The sequence below is a fragment of the Chitinophaga dinghuensis genome (assembly GCF_003259435.1).
GTDB lineage: Bacteria > Bacteroidota > Bacteroidia > Chitinophagales > Chitinophagaceae > Chitinophaga > Chitinophaga dinghuensis.
Genome location: NZ_QLMA01000004.1, coordinates 260,187 through 278,248 on the forward strand (window position 1 = coordinate 260,187; position 18,062 = coordinate 278,248).

General features: G+C 35.4%; 9 protein-coding genes and 1 pseudogene. 5 read left to right on the forward strand and 5 right to left on the reverse strand.

Going from position 1 to position 18,062, the window contains the following annotated elements:
* Positions 1-59 precede the first annotated feature (59 nt).
* Positions 60-2,711: an outer membrane beta-barrel protein gene (locus CLV59_RS13260; protein WP_111592528.1), complete on the reverse strand. Its 2,652-nt coding sequence runs from the start codon at positions 2,709-2,711 to the stop codon at positions 60-62.
* Between the two features lie 1,946 nt (positions 2,712-4,657).
* On the opposite strand from CLV59_RS13260, the gene CLV59_RS29440 reads away from it, so the two are divergent.
* On the forward strand, positions 4,658-4,780 hold the full coding sequence (locus tag CLV59_RS29440) for an integrase core domain-containing protein (RefSeq protein WP_111592532.1): 123 nt from the start codon (positions 4,658-4,660) through the stop codon (positions 4,778-4,780).
* Between the two features lie 269 nt (positions 4,781-5,049).
* Here CLV59_RS29440 and CLV59_RS13285 read toward each other — a convergent pair whose 3' ends face one another.
* Together CLV59_RS13285 and CLV59_RS13290 are read right to left on the reverse strand one after the other, a co-directional pair.
* Positions 5,050-5,292 carry a hypothetical protein gene (locus CLV59_RS13285; RefSeq protein WP_111592533.1) on the reverse strand — a complete coding sequence of 81 codons (243 nt, stop codon included), beginning with the start codon at positions 5,290-5,292 and terminating at the stop codon, positions 5,050-5,052.
* Between the two features lie 115 nt (positions 5,293-5,407).
* Positions 5,408-8,074 carry a protein kinase domain-containing protein gene (locus CLV59_RS13290; protein ID WP_111592534.1) on the reverse strand — a complete coding sequence of 889 codons (2,667 nt, stop codon included), beginning with the start codon at positions 8,072-8,074 and terminating at the stop codon, positions 5,408-5,410.
* 235 nt (positions 8,075-8,309) lie between these two features.
* Between CLV59_RS13290 and CLV59_RS29445 the strand changes: the two are divergent.
* Both CLV59_RS29445 and CLV59_RS29450 read left to right on the forward strand, forming a co-directional pair.
* A pseudogene (locus tag CLV59_RS29445) lies at positions 8,310-9,390 on the forward strand (IS3 family transposase).
* Between the two features lie 114 nt (positions 9,391-9,504).
* Positions 9,505-9,675: an integrase core domain-containing protein gene (locus CLV59_RS29450; RefSeq protein WP_394336932.1), complete on the forward strand. Its 171-nt coding sequence runs from the start codon at positions 9,505-9,507 to the stop codon at positions 9,673-9,675.
* A 425-nt stretch (positions 9,676-10,100) separates the two neighbouring features.
* On the opposite strand, the gene CLV59_RS28780 is transcribed toward CLV59_RS29450, so the two are convergent.
* Positions 10,101-10,340: a hypothetical protein gene (locus CLV59_RS28780; protein WP_146616189.1), complete on the reverse strand. Its 240-nt coding sequence runs from the start codon at positions 10,338-10,340 to the stop codon at positions 10,101-10,103.
* 11 nt (positions 10,341-10,351) lie between these two features.
* Positions 10,352-13,066, reverse strand: coding sequence for an alpha/beta hydrolase family protein (locus CLV59_RS13305; protein ID WP_111592536.1), 2,715 nt, complete (start codon positions 13,064-13,066; stop codon positions 10,352-10,354).
* A gap of 340 nt (positions 13,067-13,406) precedes the next feature.
* On the opposite strand from CLV59_RS13305, the gene CLV59_RS13310 reads away from it, so the two are divergent.
* Both CLV59_RS13310 and CLV59_RS13315 read left to right on the forward strand, forming a co-directional pair.
* On the forward strand, positions 13,407-16,508 hold the full coding sequence (locus CLV59_RS13310; protein WP_111592537.1) for a SusC/RagA family TonB-linked outer membrane protein: 3,102 nt from the start codon (positions 13,407-13,409) through the stop codon (positions 16,506-16,508).
* A 10-nt stretch (positions 16,509-16,518) separates the two neighbouring features.
* Complete coding sequence (locus tag CLV59_RS13315) at positions 16,519-17,967, forward strand: RagB/SusD family nutrient uptake outer membrane protein (RefSeq protein ID WP_111592538.1); 1,449 nt, start codon at positions 16,519-16,521, stop codon at positions 17,965-17,967.
* The last annotated feature ends 95 nt before the right edge of the window (positions 17,968-18,062 follow it).

Genomic DNA, 18,062 nt, shown 5'->3' on the forward strand with positions numbered 1-18,062 from the left:
AACCACCTGCTGAAATTGTAAGTGCAATGGCGTAGATAGAGGTAAGAGAGGAGATAGGGTTATTTAAAATAGTACGAAAAGCTTAGAAGGAAGAACCGCTGCATTGTTAGGTTCCTGGCGTCCTCTATGTAGTTAACCCCTATAGTTCTTGAAATACTGGTGTTTTTATTTAATAAATCGAACCCTTGTAATTTGATGGCAGCTTTTCCTTTCATGATTTGCTTACTGATAAAACTGTTCCATAGGTCAATAGGCTGATTAAATCCTGCACCTAGACCAGCATAGATAATACGACTATAGCGCATTCCAATGGAAAATTTAAGAGGCAAATTTAGCTGATAGTCTAGGCTGAAATTATACATAGTGTTATAAGTCCTGATAGTGCTATCCAATTCATAGGAAGATTCCATGTAGTTGGCGCCGAAACCAGCATTTATTTCCAATAATTTTCCTTTTGTATAGTTTAGTCCAATATTTCCGGCAGTATTATAGGTTTTGTTAATACTGGAGGTAGCATTGATTATGAAAGGAGTGGTAGATACCCCGGAGTTGCCATTTAGGTTAACTTTGAATTTCTTTTTGAAGAAATACTCAGTGACATTAAATCTCCCCATGAAATTATTGGTACCATTCATGTTTATTGGAATAGCTATCTGTCTGCCAAGCGAATCATATTGTACACTATTGATGATTTTATCTTTACTGACAGCATATTCCAGTCCTCCGCTTATTACAAATAAACTTTTAGGATTGAAATGACTGAATGAAAGACTATATCTGTTATTTACAGAATTTTGTAGGTTGGGGTTCCCGCTGATTACCTGAAGCGGATTTTGAATGTTGGGTACGGATATTAATTGGATGGGAAAAACAGGTGTCATGTATGAATTGGTGGAAAAGATAAGTCTTGTACCAGGATTGAAATTGTAGGTTATATCTAGCTGAGGAAAAAAAATACTCTTATTGTTTCTAACTACTGATGTATCATTAAGCCGGATTTTTTGTGATATCATTGACCAGTTGGCGAAACTACGGATATCCCATTTGTTTTGTTTAATTACAAATCCAACCGCCATTGCATTGTTTAGGTTATCTCCACTCCAGCGGTAGCTTAATGTATCTATAGGCAAATAAGTGTTATTTCCATTGATATCTTTTAGTATAGAGTATAAATTGTTGTCCGATTGGGTATTTTGTAAGGTAGTCCCTGATGCACCTATAAATAATACGCTTTTACTAATATTATATTCCAATGCCGTGTAAAGAGATATCATTTTATTCTGTACAGGATTGGGATTCCAGTTATTATTAGATGATAGGGTTTTAATAGAATCGGAGTCCTGTTGGGTATACAGTGATTGGAAATAAGTATTATTCTTCTCTGGAGCATAACCTAAAGTCAAGTCGGTGGAGAAGAATCCTTTTTTTTCTTTTAATAGATGCCTATAAGTGGCATTATAAGACCAGCTCTGGTTTTTATTGTTTGAATGGTTTTCAGATATACCATTCAAAGTCGTATTTGTATCGCTGAATAGAGTGAGGAAAGAAGAATTGCTTTTATTTTTTGTAAGACCATAATTGAAAGATATTTTTTGTATCAAAAAGTTCAACGTATCGAGCTCTTTTTCAAACTTTACATCTGCTTTGAAATTCGTATTTGATTGATTAGAACTGGTTTGTTGATTCATAGAAGTGGGGGACGTCGAATTAATATATTGCCGATCAATGATACTGCTATTTTCGGTTTGCGTTTGTTGAAAATAGGCACTGGCAGTGAGCCTACTTTTACGTATTTTTTTTGTAGAAAAGTTGAATCCAATGTCTGTTGTTGTAGTTATCCCATTGGAGGAGGACCGATTTTCATTGATGTTATTAATATTATTTCTACTACCTATTAGTGACATTTGATCAGAGTTGCCAAATCTATTGAATGTAAATCCGGACGTATATTTACTATCGTTGCCAATGCCTATCGACACTTGTCCGATGATTTTATTTTTTTTATCTGCTTTAATTGTGAGGTTCAATACTTTCTCCTGGGTCCCTTTTGTAAGGTCGTCTCCTTGTTGGGATCCATCTTTATCTCTTCTGACAATTTGAATTTTATCAATCAGATCAGCATTTAAGTTTTTCAGTGCTAGACTGGTGTTGCCACCAAAGTATTCTTGTCCCTCAATCGTGATCCTGGAAATGGCCTCATCATTATATTTTAAGGTGCCGTCCGGCATGACAGTTAACCCAGGTATCTTTGTCAATAGATCTTTCAACATCGCATTGTCTTGTGTTTGGAATCTAGCGGCATTAAATTCTGTTGTGTCTCTGGTTACTTTAGCTTTTATAACCTGTCCACTTACCTGTACTTCATCTAGGTTAATGATGAGCTTAGACATATAAACATTGCCAATATTCCATATTGTATCTTTTTGTGTGTAAGTCGCTTTTAAGCGGGTGTTTCTATAATTGTCCTTAAACAGGAGAATTCCTGCTATGGATTTACTCGCTTTAATAGAAAAAAAACCAAGTTTGTTTGTGGTAGCAATATCAGATGATTGGGTATTACCACCGAGTAGCATCACCTGTACACCAGTCAATGGTTGTCTAGATACGGAGTCGTATACTTGTCCAATAATGGTAAGTTTGACTTCATTTTGAGTGAATGCTGAAGTTGAATAAAATAGTAATGTGGTGGCTAACAGAAAAATAGTTCTCATCTGGCAGGCTTATTTCATAAACAATATATTAATTGTTAGTGCGATGAGAGGGCGGTGGAAAAATTGGGGTTGGGGGATTGGGCTGAAGGAAAAGTTATTTAATTTTATGTATTCATTTTCCATTACAGAGATTCGTATTTCTGTAATGGAAAATGAATACATAAAATTGGAGTATTTATGACCTACTGGTATTTTGTTCTACTAGATAAATTACAAAGCCTTGTAAAGAGTCAACTGCTCTGGGCATGATATCGTTAGTGGTTGCGTTGATGCAAAAGTAACAGTATAAACTGGTCCAACTGGAGCTGTAGTCAGAGAAAATATGGTCAGCTGGCATATGCTTTGAGCGTCGTTAACATAGACACGGCTAGTATGTTTTGCGAAAGAAGCAAGAGCTCCTGCGAATATTGCTATGATGCCGGAAAATAGTAGTAATAATTTTGTTAGTTTCATGATTTTTTGTTTTTACGATTACTATATTATTTGTTAGTGTTTTCTCAATATCTTCAAATTTTGGGGATAGAAGATAACAAGGTTATTGAAAAAGTTCATGATTTATTTTATGTATGCTGTACTGTTTTAGAAAGTGCTCATTACTGGGTATGTAAAACGATATCCTAATTATTTGCACTACAAATTTATTTAGCTATTTACTTCATGTCCTTGCAAAAGTTTCGCATTATTATCTGATTTTTTACCAGTTATAGTATGCTTCTGGTTTTTAAAGGCCCTTATAAAGAGTCAATAAGTTAGGGCATGAAATTAATGTAGCCTGTGTGGATGCGTAAGTAACAGTCACAGACTGTGAATTGGGAGAGGTAGTTAGTGTATGAATAATCAATACACAATGTCTGACTTCATCATTGACATAAATAATTTGAGCGTGCCTCAGTTTAGAAGCTAGTGCACCAGCAGTAGTGGACACAAAACCCAAGCAAATCAGTAATGTTTTGGATGTTTTCATGCTAATTCATGCTTTTTGATTAAAAAGCTAAATTTGAGATTATTTTCCCCTATTTAATTGTAGTAATGGTGGGGGAAAATCACCAGATCTACAAATCCGGTTGGATGTTATTATATTTCTTGATTATTAAAGGATTAAATCTTTAAAGGGTTGTGTCGCATAATTCTGTTAATGTATTGGAGTCGATGATGAAGTAGTATTGTTTATTGGATTCGAATAATTGTGTCGAGATGTACATTTCTGAATGCTACAATTGTATATGAAAATAAATAAAACTACTGCAACAAGAATGGTAGTTTTTATTTTCTAGGCATTTAGGATGTATCAAAGAGTTGGAGGAAGAGAATGCCGGACTTAAAGATATTGTAGCCAATTTGACGCTCGAAAAAGATGCCGTCAGGACTGTAATAGAAAAAGTTCGGCGGCCTGATGACAAATGACAAGAAGTTGCATAATTGGTGCAGGAGAAAGTGAGTGAGCAGTCAGGACTGCAAGATGGTTGGCTTACCTCGTTCTTCATTCCGTTATAAACAGCAATTTAAATATGAGAGTCCTTTGATGGATGCTTTGGATGACCTAGTCAAGAAACATTCTTCTATCGGTTTCTGGAAAGGCTGTCATGTTTAAGGCATAAGGGCCATTTATGGAATCATAAACGGCTCTCCGGGTTTATATACAATTAAAATTGCATATTATAGGTGAGGTCAAGCGAAGATTACCTGAACGGATAAGACAGCCGCTCATTGTTCCCAATTCCATAAATGAGCCCTGGAGCATGGATTTCATGACAGATAGCTTGGTTGATGGAGGACATTTTCGGTTATTGAATGTCATTGATGATTACAATCGGGAGTCGCTGTGGATTGAAATGGATACTTTTTACCAAGCCTTAGAGTTATTAGAGTATTGGATATGATAGTCGAAATGCAGGGAAATCATTAAAAATGAGAGTGGATAATGGCCCCTAGTTTATCAGCCATCATTGCAAAAGTGGTGCAATATCCAGTTACAATTTATACAACCAGGTAAACCAGTTCAAAACGCCTTTATTGAGCGGAATAACTGCTCTTTAAGGAGATTGCTGCTTGATGCCTATGGATTATAGCTGAAGAGTAGAAGCAGTACTATAATAGCTCCAGGATTTACTAGGCACTTGGATTTGTTCCTCCTCTGGAGTTCGGCAAAGAAATTTGATGTCGAAATTATTTAAAACTCTAATCCCTACAGGATCAAAATATAGGTAAGCTTACACGACAAGGGCAGTAAGATTGATATTTTCTCGCTGATAGTAGTAAGGATAAAAAGGAAGCTCTCTTATTAGAGAGCTTCCTTTTGCCTTGACAAAAGATTGTCGGCACCTTACTTTAGCTATGATTACAGACTCTTATAAAAAGTCAGTTGATCAGGGCAAGAAGCATCAATTGGCTGAGTAGAAGCAAAAGTGGTTGTAATTGGTGCACCAACTACTGATGTAGTAACAGAAAAAACTGTGAGTTTACAGTTACGTTGAGCATCATTAATGTAAAGTACATTTGTATGTTTTGCAGTTGATGCTAAAGCACCAGCAACTAATGATACCAGACCGGCACCAACGAGTAAGAATTTTGCTGTTTTCATAATTTTAATTGCTTTTTAGTTAAAAAGCTAAATTTAAGATGATTTCCCCCTATTTATTATCATGCAGTATGGGAAGAGGGAATTGCCCCAGTCTGCATATCCGGATAAGTTGAAATTATTTTGAATCAAAGACGGTATCGAATGTATCAGAAATACTATGAAATCTTTTCAAAAACGATAAAATTCCCATGTTACCAGACATGTAATCTGCGGAAGTGGATCGCGTGATATCATTATGCCAATATGTTATATCTGCTGAGTATTCAATGCGGATTAACATAATATAGAGTAGTATTTCCTCTGCCTTTTTATAATAATGTTCCTTAGCGAAGGATTTAAATGCATCTAAGTATGTATGCCCGGCTCCCGCTAGACCACTCCCGTAAGTAAGGTTATTCTTTAAATATTTAATGAAGGGAGTGTTTAATAAATCTTCTGCGAAATCTTGATATTTTTTATCATGGTAACAGTCATATGCCTTTATGAATGTTTGAGCGATACCGAAAGATCCATATATGAATGAAGCATCTCTAAAGTATACTTTTTTATAGTTCATTAAATGATCTAAACTTTTTTTAATTGAGCTGTCTAGATCCTTGGAATTGTCATTATTCCTGCACCTTATTAAGAAGTAAGTAATACCGGCGGCCCCCATTCCCCAGTTTAAATCATTAATTGTGAAATGGTTGAGGAAACATTTGTTTTTCCTCCATGTACCGTCCCTGCTTTGTGATTTTGTAAGTTCCCTGACAATTTTTTTAAGTTCATCGTCAACATCTTTGAATGATAGAGTATTCTGTAAGAAAAGTAGAAATATTCCCTTTCCTGCAGTTCCTTCCCAAATATTATTCTCATAGTTTGGGGCATGAATCAGTTGTCTAAGTATTGCCTTGTTTTCTTCGGTTAGGGTAATAAATTGGTATTTGATTGCTTGACAAATTGCTATTCCAATACCGTAATACCCATTCATTAGGTTGTTGCCTACTGGTTGTTCATTTGATAGATATGAAATTAAGTACGAAATATTTCTGTTTATTATAGTTTTTATTATGTCCGGTTTAATTGTGACTGATGACATAATTTGAATTAGCATTGTCGTGCTGCCTGATATTCCTGTATGGAATCCTACTAACTTTCGTCTAGAGAAGTTGGCTTGTATTTCCTTGTCTCTTGTGTTAACTGTGGATTCAAGTATTCCTTCATTATTAATAAAGGCACTGCTGGCTATAGAATTAATATTACTCTGAACTATATTTTCAAGGTCAGATTTCTCATAGTGGTAGTATAATTCGCGCTGATGGATATTCAATAGAGATTGGCAATTTCTGTTTACAATTTCTATAATCCTATCAATATGCGGACGATCTGTTTTTTCTTTTGAAAAGCAAAGAGATATTAAATATGCAATTTCTTCATTTGGAATCAAATTTTTCAACTTCTTATAATTAGTTGCTGGATTTCCCGGATCGAAATAGGATGGGTATATTCCAGTGAACAACATAATCATGGATGCGCCTAGCGAAAAAATATCCTCCGAGTATTCTGGAGTATAGTTATTGATGTCGGATACTATTGGTGCAGAATAACCAATTGTTACGCCTGTATATGGATGACGTAATGGACTATCATTACTCAAATCAAAGCTAAGTCCAAAATCGATTAATATTATTTTTTTATCTTTTCTTAGTATGAAATTGGCCAATGATATATCTCTGTGAATGACTCCGCATAAATGTAATGAGCGAATAATATCCAATATTTGTAATGCAATATTTAGTATTAGTTTTCTCTTTTCTAGATTTAGTTTTATCCATCCACCCAGAGGTTGAATATTACCTATGAGATCTGTTATCTTTACTCCATCAATGTATTCCATTACAAAATGAGTTGCCTGTTGGTCTGAAACTAAATCATAGGCTTTAGGGGCAATATTTAATCTTTCTATTTTTTTATGAATATAATATTGGAATGAAATATTGTCTGCGCTGTCATTGTTGTATAAATTGATGAGATCGTTCTTATTGCCAGATTTTATAATGCATTTTTTGGGAATCCACCACTCCTGAAAGTATATACCATTGAAAACATTGCCCTTAATGTCCTTTTTTAATGTATTAGTAATGACGGCACGATTTCCAACTGTTTTATTAAAATTATTACTTGTATTTAAAAGGGATTTGTCAAATGGCCACTGAATACTTTTGTTCAATTTATATGGGCTCTTTACTGGGCAATAGGTCAAACTTCCATCTGTATTTATTCCCCATGTTTTTTCTCTACCATCATCAGAAGGCATTTTTATTACAGAATGGTATTCGTGTTTTATGAATATATTATTTATCAGATGTTGCGCTGTAGGTATTTTGGGATATCGTATAGGTGGATTTATTTGCATAATAATATTAAATATATTTACAGCGTTTTTGTCATTGTTCGGATAGATGTTTATTACTACATTGAATTGCTCTATCCCAAGGTATCCCATTAAGATCTGTGTGAGAGCTTGATGGTTTATTGGAATCTCTACAGCGGCATTAAGTTTAGCGATTAAAGGAATGAATTCTCGCAAGTATTTTGATGCCTCGATAATAGACACACTAAGTGATATAATCCATCCCTTTTGATGTTTTTTTTCTCCAATTAATAGGTAGGGGTGAGCAAAAATGTAATTAATATTTAGATCCTCCAGATAAATATGGAAACTCTCATTGAAATCATTAATGGATAATGTGTCGGTATTAACGTTATTCGTCGTGTTATTATCAGATTTTCCTTTTTCCATTTAGATATCTAATTGTGATAATGGTTTGAGATCTATTAGAATTCAACCAATATGAACTATTGATTTCCTTCTAAGTTAAAATTAGATCTTAGCTCTGCAATGCGCACGCAGTTGGCTAATTTTTTTCTGAAATTGTGTATTGCTAAATTTCAGTTTGATAGACTATGTAAGCTTGTAAGGTTCCCCGAAAATGGTCCGGTGAGATTAGAGAAAAATCTCTAACTTAAATATCATTATGAAAAAAGCACGATTCACTGAGAACCAGATTATCTCCATTCTAAAGAAACAAGCATCAGGTATTTCCATTAAGGATCTTTCCAATAATAAATAGTGTCAGCGAAGCTACTATTTATTATTGGAAAGCAAGGTAGGTAGGAATGGATGTCAATGAGTTGAAACGGATGAAGGAATTGGAGGAAGAGAATACCAGACTTAAACGCATTGTAGTCAATTTGACGCTCGAAAATGATTCCGTCAGGACAGTTCTGAAAAAAAAAAAGTTCGGCGGCCTGACGACAAATGACAAGGAGTAGCGTTATTGGTGCAGGAGAAAGTGAGTATGCGGAAGGCCTGTAGGCTGGTAGGCATACCTCATACTTCATTCCGTGATAACCGACAGTTTAAAGATGATAATTCTTTGATGGATGCTTTGGAAGACCTTGTGAAGAAACATTCTTCTATCGGTTTCTGGAAATGCAATCACCGTTTGAGGCGAAAGGTCCATTTATGGAATCACAAACGACTCTACTGGGTCTATAAGTTATTAAAATTGAATATTAGACGTAAGGTCAAGCGAAGATTACCTGAACGGGTAGAACGGCCGCTGATTTTTCCCAATACCATAAATGAGTCCATGGAGCATGGATTTCATGACAGATAGCCTGGTTAATGGGAGACGTTTTCGGTTATTGAATATCATTGATGATTACAATCGGGAGTCGCTGTGGATTGAAATAGACACTTCATTGCCAAGTCTTAGAGTTATTAGGGTATTGGAAATGATAATTGAAATGCGAGGGAATCCATTAAAAATAGGAGTGGGTAATGGCCCAGAGTTTATCAGCAATCAGTTGCAACAGTGGTGTCACGACAGAAATATCCAGTTACAGTTGATAAAGCCAGGTAAACCAGTGCAAAACGCCTTTATTGAACGGAATAAGGGCTCTTTAAGGAGAGGGATGCTAGACGCTTATCATTTTTTCACGTTAGCAGAAGTACGGATTATGGCTGAAGAGTGGAGGCAGGACTATAATAGCTCCAGACCTCATCAAGCATTTGGATTTGTTCCTCCTCTGAAGTTCGGCAAAGAAATTTGATATCGAAATTATTCAAAACTCTAATCCCTGATGGATCCAAATATAGGTAAGCTTACACCTCCACCACAATAGGAACGAATAATGGACAAGAGCTCACTTCAGTATTTTTTAACAATGGTGTACCGGAAATTGCCTCATACTGCCATACATTCAACCGGCCAACCAATGCAGAATGGCTATATTGAAAGATTTAATCGTCTTTACAGAGAGAAAGTATTAGATGCTTATATATTTGAAGGCCTTCAACAGGTTAGAGAGCTGACCTATCTGTTTCTGGACGAATGAATATCCCCACGAATGTATGAATAGAAAATGAAGCTACAGAAATCCGAAAAACTCCAATTAATCGCTGTTACCCTAAATGGGGTACTTACAAGACAGGCAAACCGACGCGGAATGCTTTTATTGAGTGGACGGATGGAAGGCTGCACAGAGGATTTTTGAATACATCTTTTTAGCAGATTAAATTGATGGTAGGTTATGGTTGAAGAATGGTAACGGGATTATAATATGGAGAGCATTCATAAGTCACTCGGATACCGGTCGCCATTAAGGTAATCCCAAAAACAGCTCGAAGCCAGAATTTATAATCCTTAGTGATCAAGGTTTATGCAAAATTTACAGATCTTGATTGTCCACTTAATCATAATGCCCTCAAAAGTGCTTAGTTCCTTGAGGGCATTAATAAGTTGTTTTTATGATAAATACGGCTAATTATATCCTGTACAATATTCGACACAAGAGTCAGTAGTAACAGATCGAGCTATTTCATATGGTTGGCCTAATTCAAAAACTGTTGTAGTTAGGAATAATAAAGTAGAAATAGTACAAGATCCTCCGTGAATAAGAGGTCGGTAGAACAAAGAGACTCCTTTGGCTTTTGAGGCAATTGCTCCTCCTATTATTGAGATAAAACCTAATGCTAGGAGTAGTATTTTAGCTTTTTTCATTTGTAGTGATTTTACTTAGTGGAAGAATTTTTGGTTTCGTAAGAGTTTTTGGTTATGACGCTCAATGTTTTCTTCGAAATCCAATCTGGTGCCTCTTTATTCATAAGGAAATAATCGAAGAACTGTCGCATTCTATTTGAAAAATCTGTGGCAGCTGTTCCACGTACCCCGTGTGAGTATTCTGTGTATTCGAGCAACCATACTTTTTTCCCCAAAACACGTAGTGCATTATAGAACTCTTTTGCATCTTCAAATCCTAAAGTTGCATCTTTTGTAGTGTGCATTATTAATACGGAGGCGTTGATTTTATCAGCATACATAATTGCTGAGTTTTTTATATAAATTTCTGGGGCCTCCCAGAGTGTTTTTCCCATCCTGATTTGTCCTCTGATAAATGCGCCCAAAAGTGGATATCCCATTGCTGAAGAGTTAAACCCACTTATGAGATTTCCCCTTGCGGATGCGATGCATGCGGCCTTAATTGAAGGGATTTGAGTAATTACAAATTCTGAAGTAATGCCACCCCAACTTGCACCTTGAATCCCTAATTTAGAAGTGTCTATATACTGTCGTTGGGAAAGTTTAGTTATGGCAGATTTAACCGTTTCAGTTGCCCCTACTAATGAGGCACCGACAGGGGTATACATATCTGGGCAAAAGACGAGATATCCGTTACTTGCATATGTTGGAATATCGAGATCACTTCCTCCCTGCAGTTCCTTGGGACGTAATGGTGCATTCAATCCATCCGATGAATTCTCATAACTATAGAATATTAATGGATATTTTTTGGAGGAGTCAAAATTTTCAGGTTTGAATAAAATCCCTTGATTTATTTTTCCATTTGGGAGAGTCCAGTTAATAAGTTCAGAAGTTATCCAGTTATATTTTTTTGTAGGATTGAGAGTGGATACTTGTATTAATTGATTAAAGTCTTTTGTGTAATACAAATTGAAGGGTTCGTTTGTGGAGCCTTTTACAATTAAATATGCCTCTGTATTTTCTGCTTTTACAGGAACTGGAACACTTAGGTGATCGTTCATTATTATAGGTCTTGTTGTAATGTAATCTGAACCACTATACAGTTCCTTTGGTTCTTTTTCTTTTCCTTTGGATAATTCATAGAATCCAGCTTTTTTAGTTATTGTGTTGAATCCAGTTATATATCTCAATTGATTCCATTGTAATATTTTGTATTCGCCTTGAATGAACTTAAATTCTATTTTATTTTTATTTCCATAGCCTCCTGTTATATTAGTTGGATTGAATTTATTGTCAGTATGAATCATCCAAATATCATATTTATCACTAATGTATATGGTGTCGAAATTAGGGCTTTGACCTAATAGTTTGTATTTTAAAATTGGTTGATCTTCTTGAATAGAATCTGTTTTGAATTTACCGTTGGCCGTCGAAAGATCCATTACTGGTTGGTTCGATTTAGAATCTAAGTTATAGACAAATAATTTATTATAGTCATTGGAGAAGTAGGCTATTTTATTTAATGTATTGGATGTTTTTGCAATGTTAATAAACGGTATTTTGGTGTCATATGTTTCTCCTGTAGTTGTGTTGGTAATATAAATATTGTGTGGAGTTCCCTGTATCTCATTTTTTCCCATGTCGCCATTTTCCAGATTTGCACTAAGTATTAACCATTTTGAATTTGACGCGATAATAAAAGATGTATCGCTTTGGAGCCGAGTTAACTTTCCGGTATAAGTATTTAGCACCCACCTGGATGTTGTCGGCTGAAGTGGGGTTTGATGGTTTTTAGGTGTGAGTTTATTATCCTGATAACTCCAGATTATTAATGGAGTAGTTTTGTTGATTGAGTAGGAGAACTGTTGTTGTTCTACAAGGTCTATATTTAAGCAACTGTCATTTTCAGTCAGGTTTAATGTCCATTTTGATAGGTCGGTTCTAATAGGTAAATCTTCAGATGTTAATAGTGTTTTATATATAGTGTCAAAGCTACCAATCTCAGATACTATGCCTCCATTTATTTTTTTGCTAGCTATAGTAAAAATTTTATGGTTTATGGGGGACTGGACTGCTTTTGATATGGAAATTATTGAGTCGCCTAAACTTGTTATTTCCTTTATTTTCATAGTTGATAACTGTAAGCTGGAGATTTTATTTTCAGATAATAGTAGGATTGCATCATTTCCATATTCAATGGGATACATTTGATCAATGTCCTTAAATTCGAATTTTTCTCCAGTAAGTTTGTTTATGAGAATAAGTGATTTGCTTCTAGATGATATAGCTATCCATTTGGGTTTAGAATTCCAAGTATTATGATTGATTAATGAAATAGATTTAATGTTAGGAATAGATTTTGATTCTCGTGATCCCAAGTTTACAATATGAAGACTATCATGTTGTCCAAGTATGTAGCAAATGGATTTTTTTCCAACGCTGGCGAATATCGGTATCCCAGCATCAATAAATGTTCTCTTCCAGCTCGAATCGATGTTTTGTAATACTAGAGTTTTATGGTTCTTGGGGAGATTTTCTATTTTGTATGCTATGAATTTACCATCTTGATTTATATATGCAGGACCAGGACTCAAAAAATACCAATCATCGTAGGTTATTTCATTTATTGCAGGTTTGTCTTGTGCATTACCTTTTATGCAAAGGATTAAGAACAAGAATAATGTTAGGATGGAAGTATTTCTTTTGACGGCAATTGAATATCTTATTATTTTCCGCAGTTGCATTTTATATGATTATTTAAAAGTAATGATGAAAAAATCAACTCAAGTTATTTTATAGTGATATGATTTTTTGTTATGCGGATGTTATTCCACTAAGCCTTGATTATTGCTTCTTCTTCCTTTTGCTTATTTAAGATAGAATAAACTTCTGCAATTGGATCGCACACGACTTACATTTTGATTATTTAATGGAGCAACATTTTCCTGATTGTTTTTTTTAGTTATGCATCTGTTAATTATGTAGTACTGGTTAAGTGGTTTTACGCTTATCCTATTAATAAAGGAAGCTAGTAAAATAATTTCTTAAAGAGGTTTAATAATATGTGTTTTAAAATAAAGCATAATGAATAGAATATCAATCTATTTTGGAGTAATTCTACTGTGTTCAATATTGCTCCCATTCAAAGTGTTTAGTTATACATTGATGGAATTTCCTAACGATACTATCAAAACTGCCAAGTTGAAGGGTCGGATTATGGATGAACATGGCAACTTTTTGCCAGGAGTAACTGTATCTGTAAAAGGAACAAAACTTGGGACCACATCTGATAATCAAGGCAATTTTTATTTTAAATCGATAAATGAATCAGCAATACTAGTTTTTAGTTACATTGGTTATAAAACGGAGCTCCTCTCTGTTCCAACCACTGGGATGATGTTGGTACAAATGGTTCCAGCCCCTAATCAATTGGATGAAACTGTCGTAATGGCTTACGGGACCACTACCAAACGGTTTAGTACTAGTGATATTGGCACCGTAAGAGCCGAGGCAATTTCAAAGCAACCTGTCACAAATCCTCTTTTGGCTTTACAAGGCCGAGTGCCGGGAATGGTAATCACACAATCTACTGGTATGGCTAATAGTGGAGTGAGAGTAACTATTCAAGGAGTAACCAGTATATCTCTTTCCACAAGTAACGATCCACTCTATGTTATAGATGGTATTCCTTATACCTCTCAATTATTACCGAATAAAGGTGGGATTCTTGGAGGGTCTGGTACTATTACTTCTGTAACTAGCCCTGCTGGAAATCCGCTTAGTTTCATTTCGCCAAATGATATTGAAAGAATTGATGTGTTAAAGGATGCAGATGCAACCGCCATTTATGGGTCTCGGGCCGCAAACGGGGCTATATTAATAACGACGAAGAAAGGAAAGGCAGGCAGAATGTCTGTTGATTTGACAGCATCTACAGGATTCTCTAAAGTTACACGGTTTCAACATCTATTAGATACAAAACAGTACTTAGCAATTAGAAATGAAGGATTTAAGAACTTTGGTCTATCCCCAAGTAATGATCCATCTAATACCAATTATGCACCAGATCTAACCTTTTGGGATACTACAAGGTATACCAATTGGCAACGTGAATTGTTAGGTGCAACACCGCAATTTTCAACAGTACAAGGGGCTGTAAGTGGCGGAACAGATAATGTGAAATACCTCATTTCTGGAACTTACAATTATCAGAGCAGTTTCTTTAAGTCTGCTTATGGTAATAATAGTGATAGAAAGGGGAGCGGTCATTTATCATTGTCAGTAGCGTCTCCCAATAATAAATTTCATACTGAGGTGTCAGTCAGTTATATGTATGATGCAAATAAGTTGCCAAATACTGATAGAACTTCTGATATTACAATGCTACCACCCAATGCACCTCCTCTATATGATTCTACTGGCAATTTAAACTATATGATGACAACCGCAGGAATGGTCACCTTTCAAAACCCGCTTAGAAATATGTATACGGGATATTCCTCTGCCACATCAAATTTGCTAACTAACCTTCAAATTGGGTATGAGGTGTTGCCGGGGTTAGTTGTAAAATCTGTTATGGGATACAACAATATGGTTACAAATGAATATACATTTTATACATCTTTAAGCGTAGCTCCGGATAACAGAATTTATGTTAAACCTGCTGCTACTTCTGCTACTTATAGAATTAGTAATTGGAATATTGAGCCACAAGTTACTTATAGAAGCAGTGTATGGATTGGTGTTTTGGATGCAGTATTAGGTACTAGTATTCAGCAGGCTAATAACAGTAATATTCTTCTCAATGGTACTAATTTTAGTTTTGATAATGCGGTATGGGATATTCAGCAAGCAACATCTATGCTGGTTACAGATGGGATGAGTGTTTATAAGTACAATGCAGGATTTTTGCGGTTGAATTATAATATAAAAGATAAGTATTTAATTAATCTCTCAGGAAGGAGAGACGGTAGCTCTAGGTTTGGTAGCAATAATCGATTTCACAATTTTGGATCTATTGGTGTAGGATGGATAATGTCAGAAGAGGAGTGGTTTAAGAAGAATTTGAATTTTATAAACTTTCTTAAGCTTAGAGCTAGCTATGGTACAACGGGAAATGATCAAATTGGGAATTATACATTTTTGAATTTGTATACTAAATATGGAGTTGCGGTACCTTATCAAGGTGTTATTGGATTGGCAACCTCCGGCTTACCAAATCCGTATCTGGAATGGGAAGAAACACGAAAACTGTCTGTTGGTATTGATTTAGCAACTTGGAAAAATAGGTTGCTAGCAAATATATCCTATAACAGAAATAGATCCAGTAATCAGATTGTTTCCTATGATGTTCCTGCTACTACTGGAACATTCAGTTTATCTAGAAATTTTCCTGGATTAATTCAAAATACATCCTTGGAAGTATCAATTACCTCCGTTAATGTTAAACAGAAAAACTGGACGTGGAATTCTAGTTTGAATTTCACATTCCCAGATAATAAGCTTGTAAGATTTGATAATATCCAAAATTCGACTTATGCTAATAAGTATCAGGTAGGGAGCCCTATCACAGTTGCTAAAGTCTTCCGATTTGCGGATGTGAATAAAGAAACTGGCATTAGCGAGTTTTACGCAAAGGATGGAACATTGACATCTTCCCCCAAAACTAACGTTGATGATACTAAGTTTATTAATATAGCGCCCACTTTTTATGGTGGAATTAATAACTCAGTAACATATAAGAATTTTTCGTTGGATTTTTTCATTCAGTATACCAAGCAAGTTGGTCCAGATGGTGCATTAATTGGAGGCGCCCAACAGCTACCGGGTAACCTTGGAAACCTTACCACAGATATTCTCAACAGGTGGCAAAAGAAAGGGGATGCTACAGATATTCAAAAAGTGGCTAGTGCCAGCCAAGTAGCACTTCCTTGGGTTTATACGCTTACATCAGATCTTGTTTATACAGATGCGTCATTTCTTCGACTAAAGAATGTAAGTATTGCCTATAAGTTACCATCAAATATTTTGTCCAAAATACATATGACAAATGCCCGAGTCTTTTGCCAAGGACAGAATATATTCACAATTACAAAGTATAAAGGATTCAATCCAGAGTTTCCAAGTCTAACTGTTACTTTGCCACCATTAACTACAATTATTTTTGGTGCTCAAATGACATTCTAAAAATTAAAGTATGAATATTTTATCTTTGGGATTCCTCCAAGTTGGCTTTAGAAAACTCATATTCTTTAGTCTAGTGTCAATATTGTTGATGTCATGTAAGAAATTAGTAGAAGTGTCAGCACCAAGTACGAGCTTTAATGCAGATAATGTTTATGGTTCGGATGGCACTGCTATTTCTGTTTTAACTGGCGTGTATACCTCGATGAGTAATGGTAGTTTAACAATTCCAGGTGAAATGCGTACGTTGGATTTGTTTGCATCGATTTATATCGATGATGTGATTTTTCAACAAGCATTGAGTACCAATCAAGGGTATATTGATTTTTATATAAATAACTTAAGTAGTGCAGTGAATGGTGGACAATACTGGACTGTTGCTTACAGATATATTTTTACGTGTAATCAAGCATATGAGCAATTAACCGCTTCAAAGACTATTACTCCATCGATCAAGTTGCAATTACTGGGGGAGTCTCGATTTTTTAGAGCGTTTAATTACTATTATCTTGTTAATCTTTATGGAGATATTCCGTGGGTATCAACAACTGATTTTGTGGTGAATTCCAGGATTGCAAAAACGCCTCAACAGACAATTCTAAATAATATTATTTCTGATTTAGTTGAAGCGAAGAATGATTTAAGTACTAAATATTTAGATGGAAGTCTATTGAATGTAGTAAGTACTCGATATCGATTGACTACATATGCAGCATCTGCATTATTGACGAAGGTCTATTTGATGCAAAAATCTTGGGATAAAGCAGAGTCTGAGGCAAGTACTTTGATTGGAAATAGCCAAACATTTTCCTTAGAGAGTTTCGCTAATGTTTTTTTGGCAACAAGTAACGAGGCCATATGGCAATTGCAATCCGTTTCCAGTACGCAATGGACTCCAAATGGGCCATTATTTATTTTACCTACATCTGGCCCTAGTTCTACTAATCCTTTTTTCCTTACATCTTCCTTTCTTAACACATTTGAATCAAATGACTTAAGGAAAAAGAATTGGATTAACTCCGTAACTGCACAAGGAAAATCATATTTTTTCCCTTTTAAGTATAAAGCAAAGTCGGGTACGCCTGCACCTACAGAGTCATACACCTTTTTTAGATTGGCAGATGTTATATTAAATAGGGCGGAAGCTAGAGCGCAGCAGGGTAAACTTGACCTGGCCTTAGCGGATTTAAATTTAGTTAGAGCCCGTGCAGGGTTACCCAATGTTACAGGCGTCAATCAGAACGAATTACTAGATACCATCTTGCATGAAAGACGAGTAGAAATGTTTACAGAGGGCGGTTCTAGGTTCTTTGATCTGAAGAGATTTAATAAAATAGACCAAGTAATGCCGGCAATAAGTGCTGGTAAAGGCGGAACATGGGCCTCTTATAAATCTTTGTTTCCAATTTCCTCTGTCGAAGTGGCTAGAAATACGCTACTTACCCAAAATCCTGGATACTAAGTTTAATCATTATAATAGATTGTCAAAATGTTGAGAAATTCCTTAATAACCATTTTATTGCTATCAACAGGAGTAAGATCCTTTTCCCAGGATAA

What these genes read in the sequence shown, in the direction of transcription:
- CLV59_RS13290 (WP_111592534.1), bottom strand. Translation starts at nt 8,074, where the DNA reads ATGGAAAAAGGAAAATCTGATAATAACACGACGAATAACGTTAATACC.
- CLV59_RS13310 (WP_111592537.1), top strand. Translation starts at nt 13,407, where the DNA reads ATGAATAGAATATCAATCTATTTTGGAGTAATTCTACTGTGTTCAATA.
- CLV59_RS13315 (WP_111592538.1), top strand. Translation starts at nt 16,519, where the DNA reads ATGAATATTTTATCTTTGGGATTCCTCCAAGTTGGCTTTAGAAAACTC.
- CLV59_RS28780 (WP_146616189.1), bottom strand. Translation starts at nt 10,340, where the DNA reads ATGAAAAAAGCTAAAATACTACTCCTAGCATTAGGTTTTATCTCAATA.
- CLV59_RS13260 (WP_111592528.1), bottom strand. Translation starts at nt 2,711, where the DNA reads ATGAGAACTATTTTTCTGTTAGCCACCACATTACTATTTTATTCAACT.
- CLV59_RS29450 (WP_394336932.1), top strand. Translation starts at nt 9,505, where the DNA reads ATGGTGTACCGGAAATTGCCTCATACTGCCATACATTCAACCGGCCAA.
- CLV59_RS13305 (WP_111592536.1), bottom strand. Translation starts at nt 13,066, where the DNA reads ATGCAACTGCGGAAAATAATAAGATATTCAATTGCCGTCAAAAGAAAT.
- CLV59_RS13285 (WP_111592533.1), bottom strand. Translation starts at nt 5,292, where the DNA reads ATGAAAACAGCAAAATTCTTACTCGTTGGTGCCGGTCTGGTATCATTA.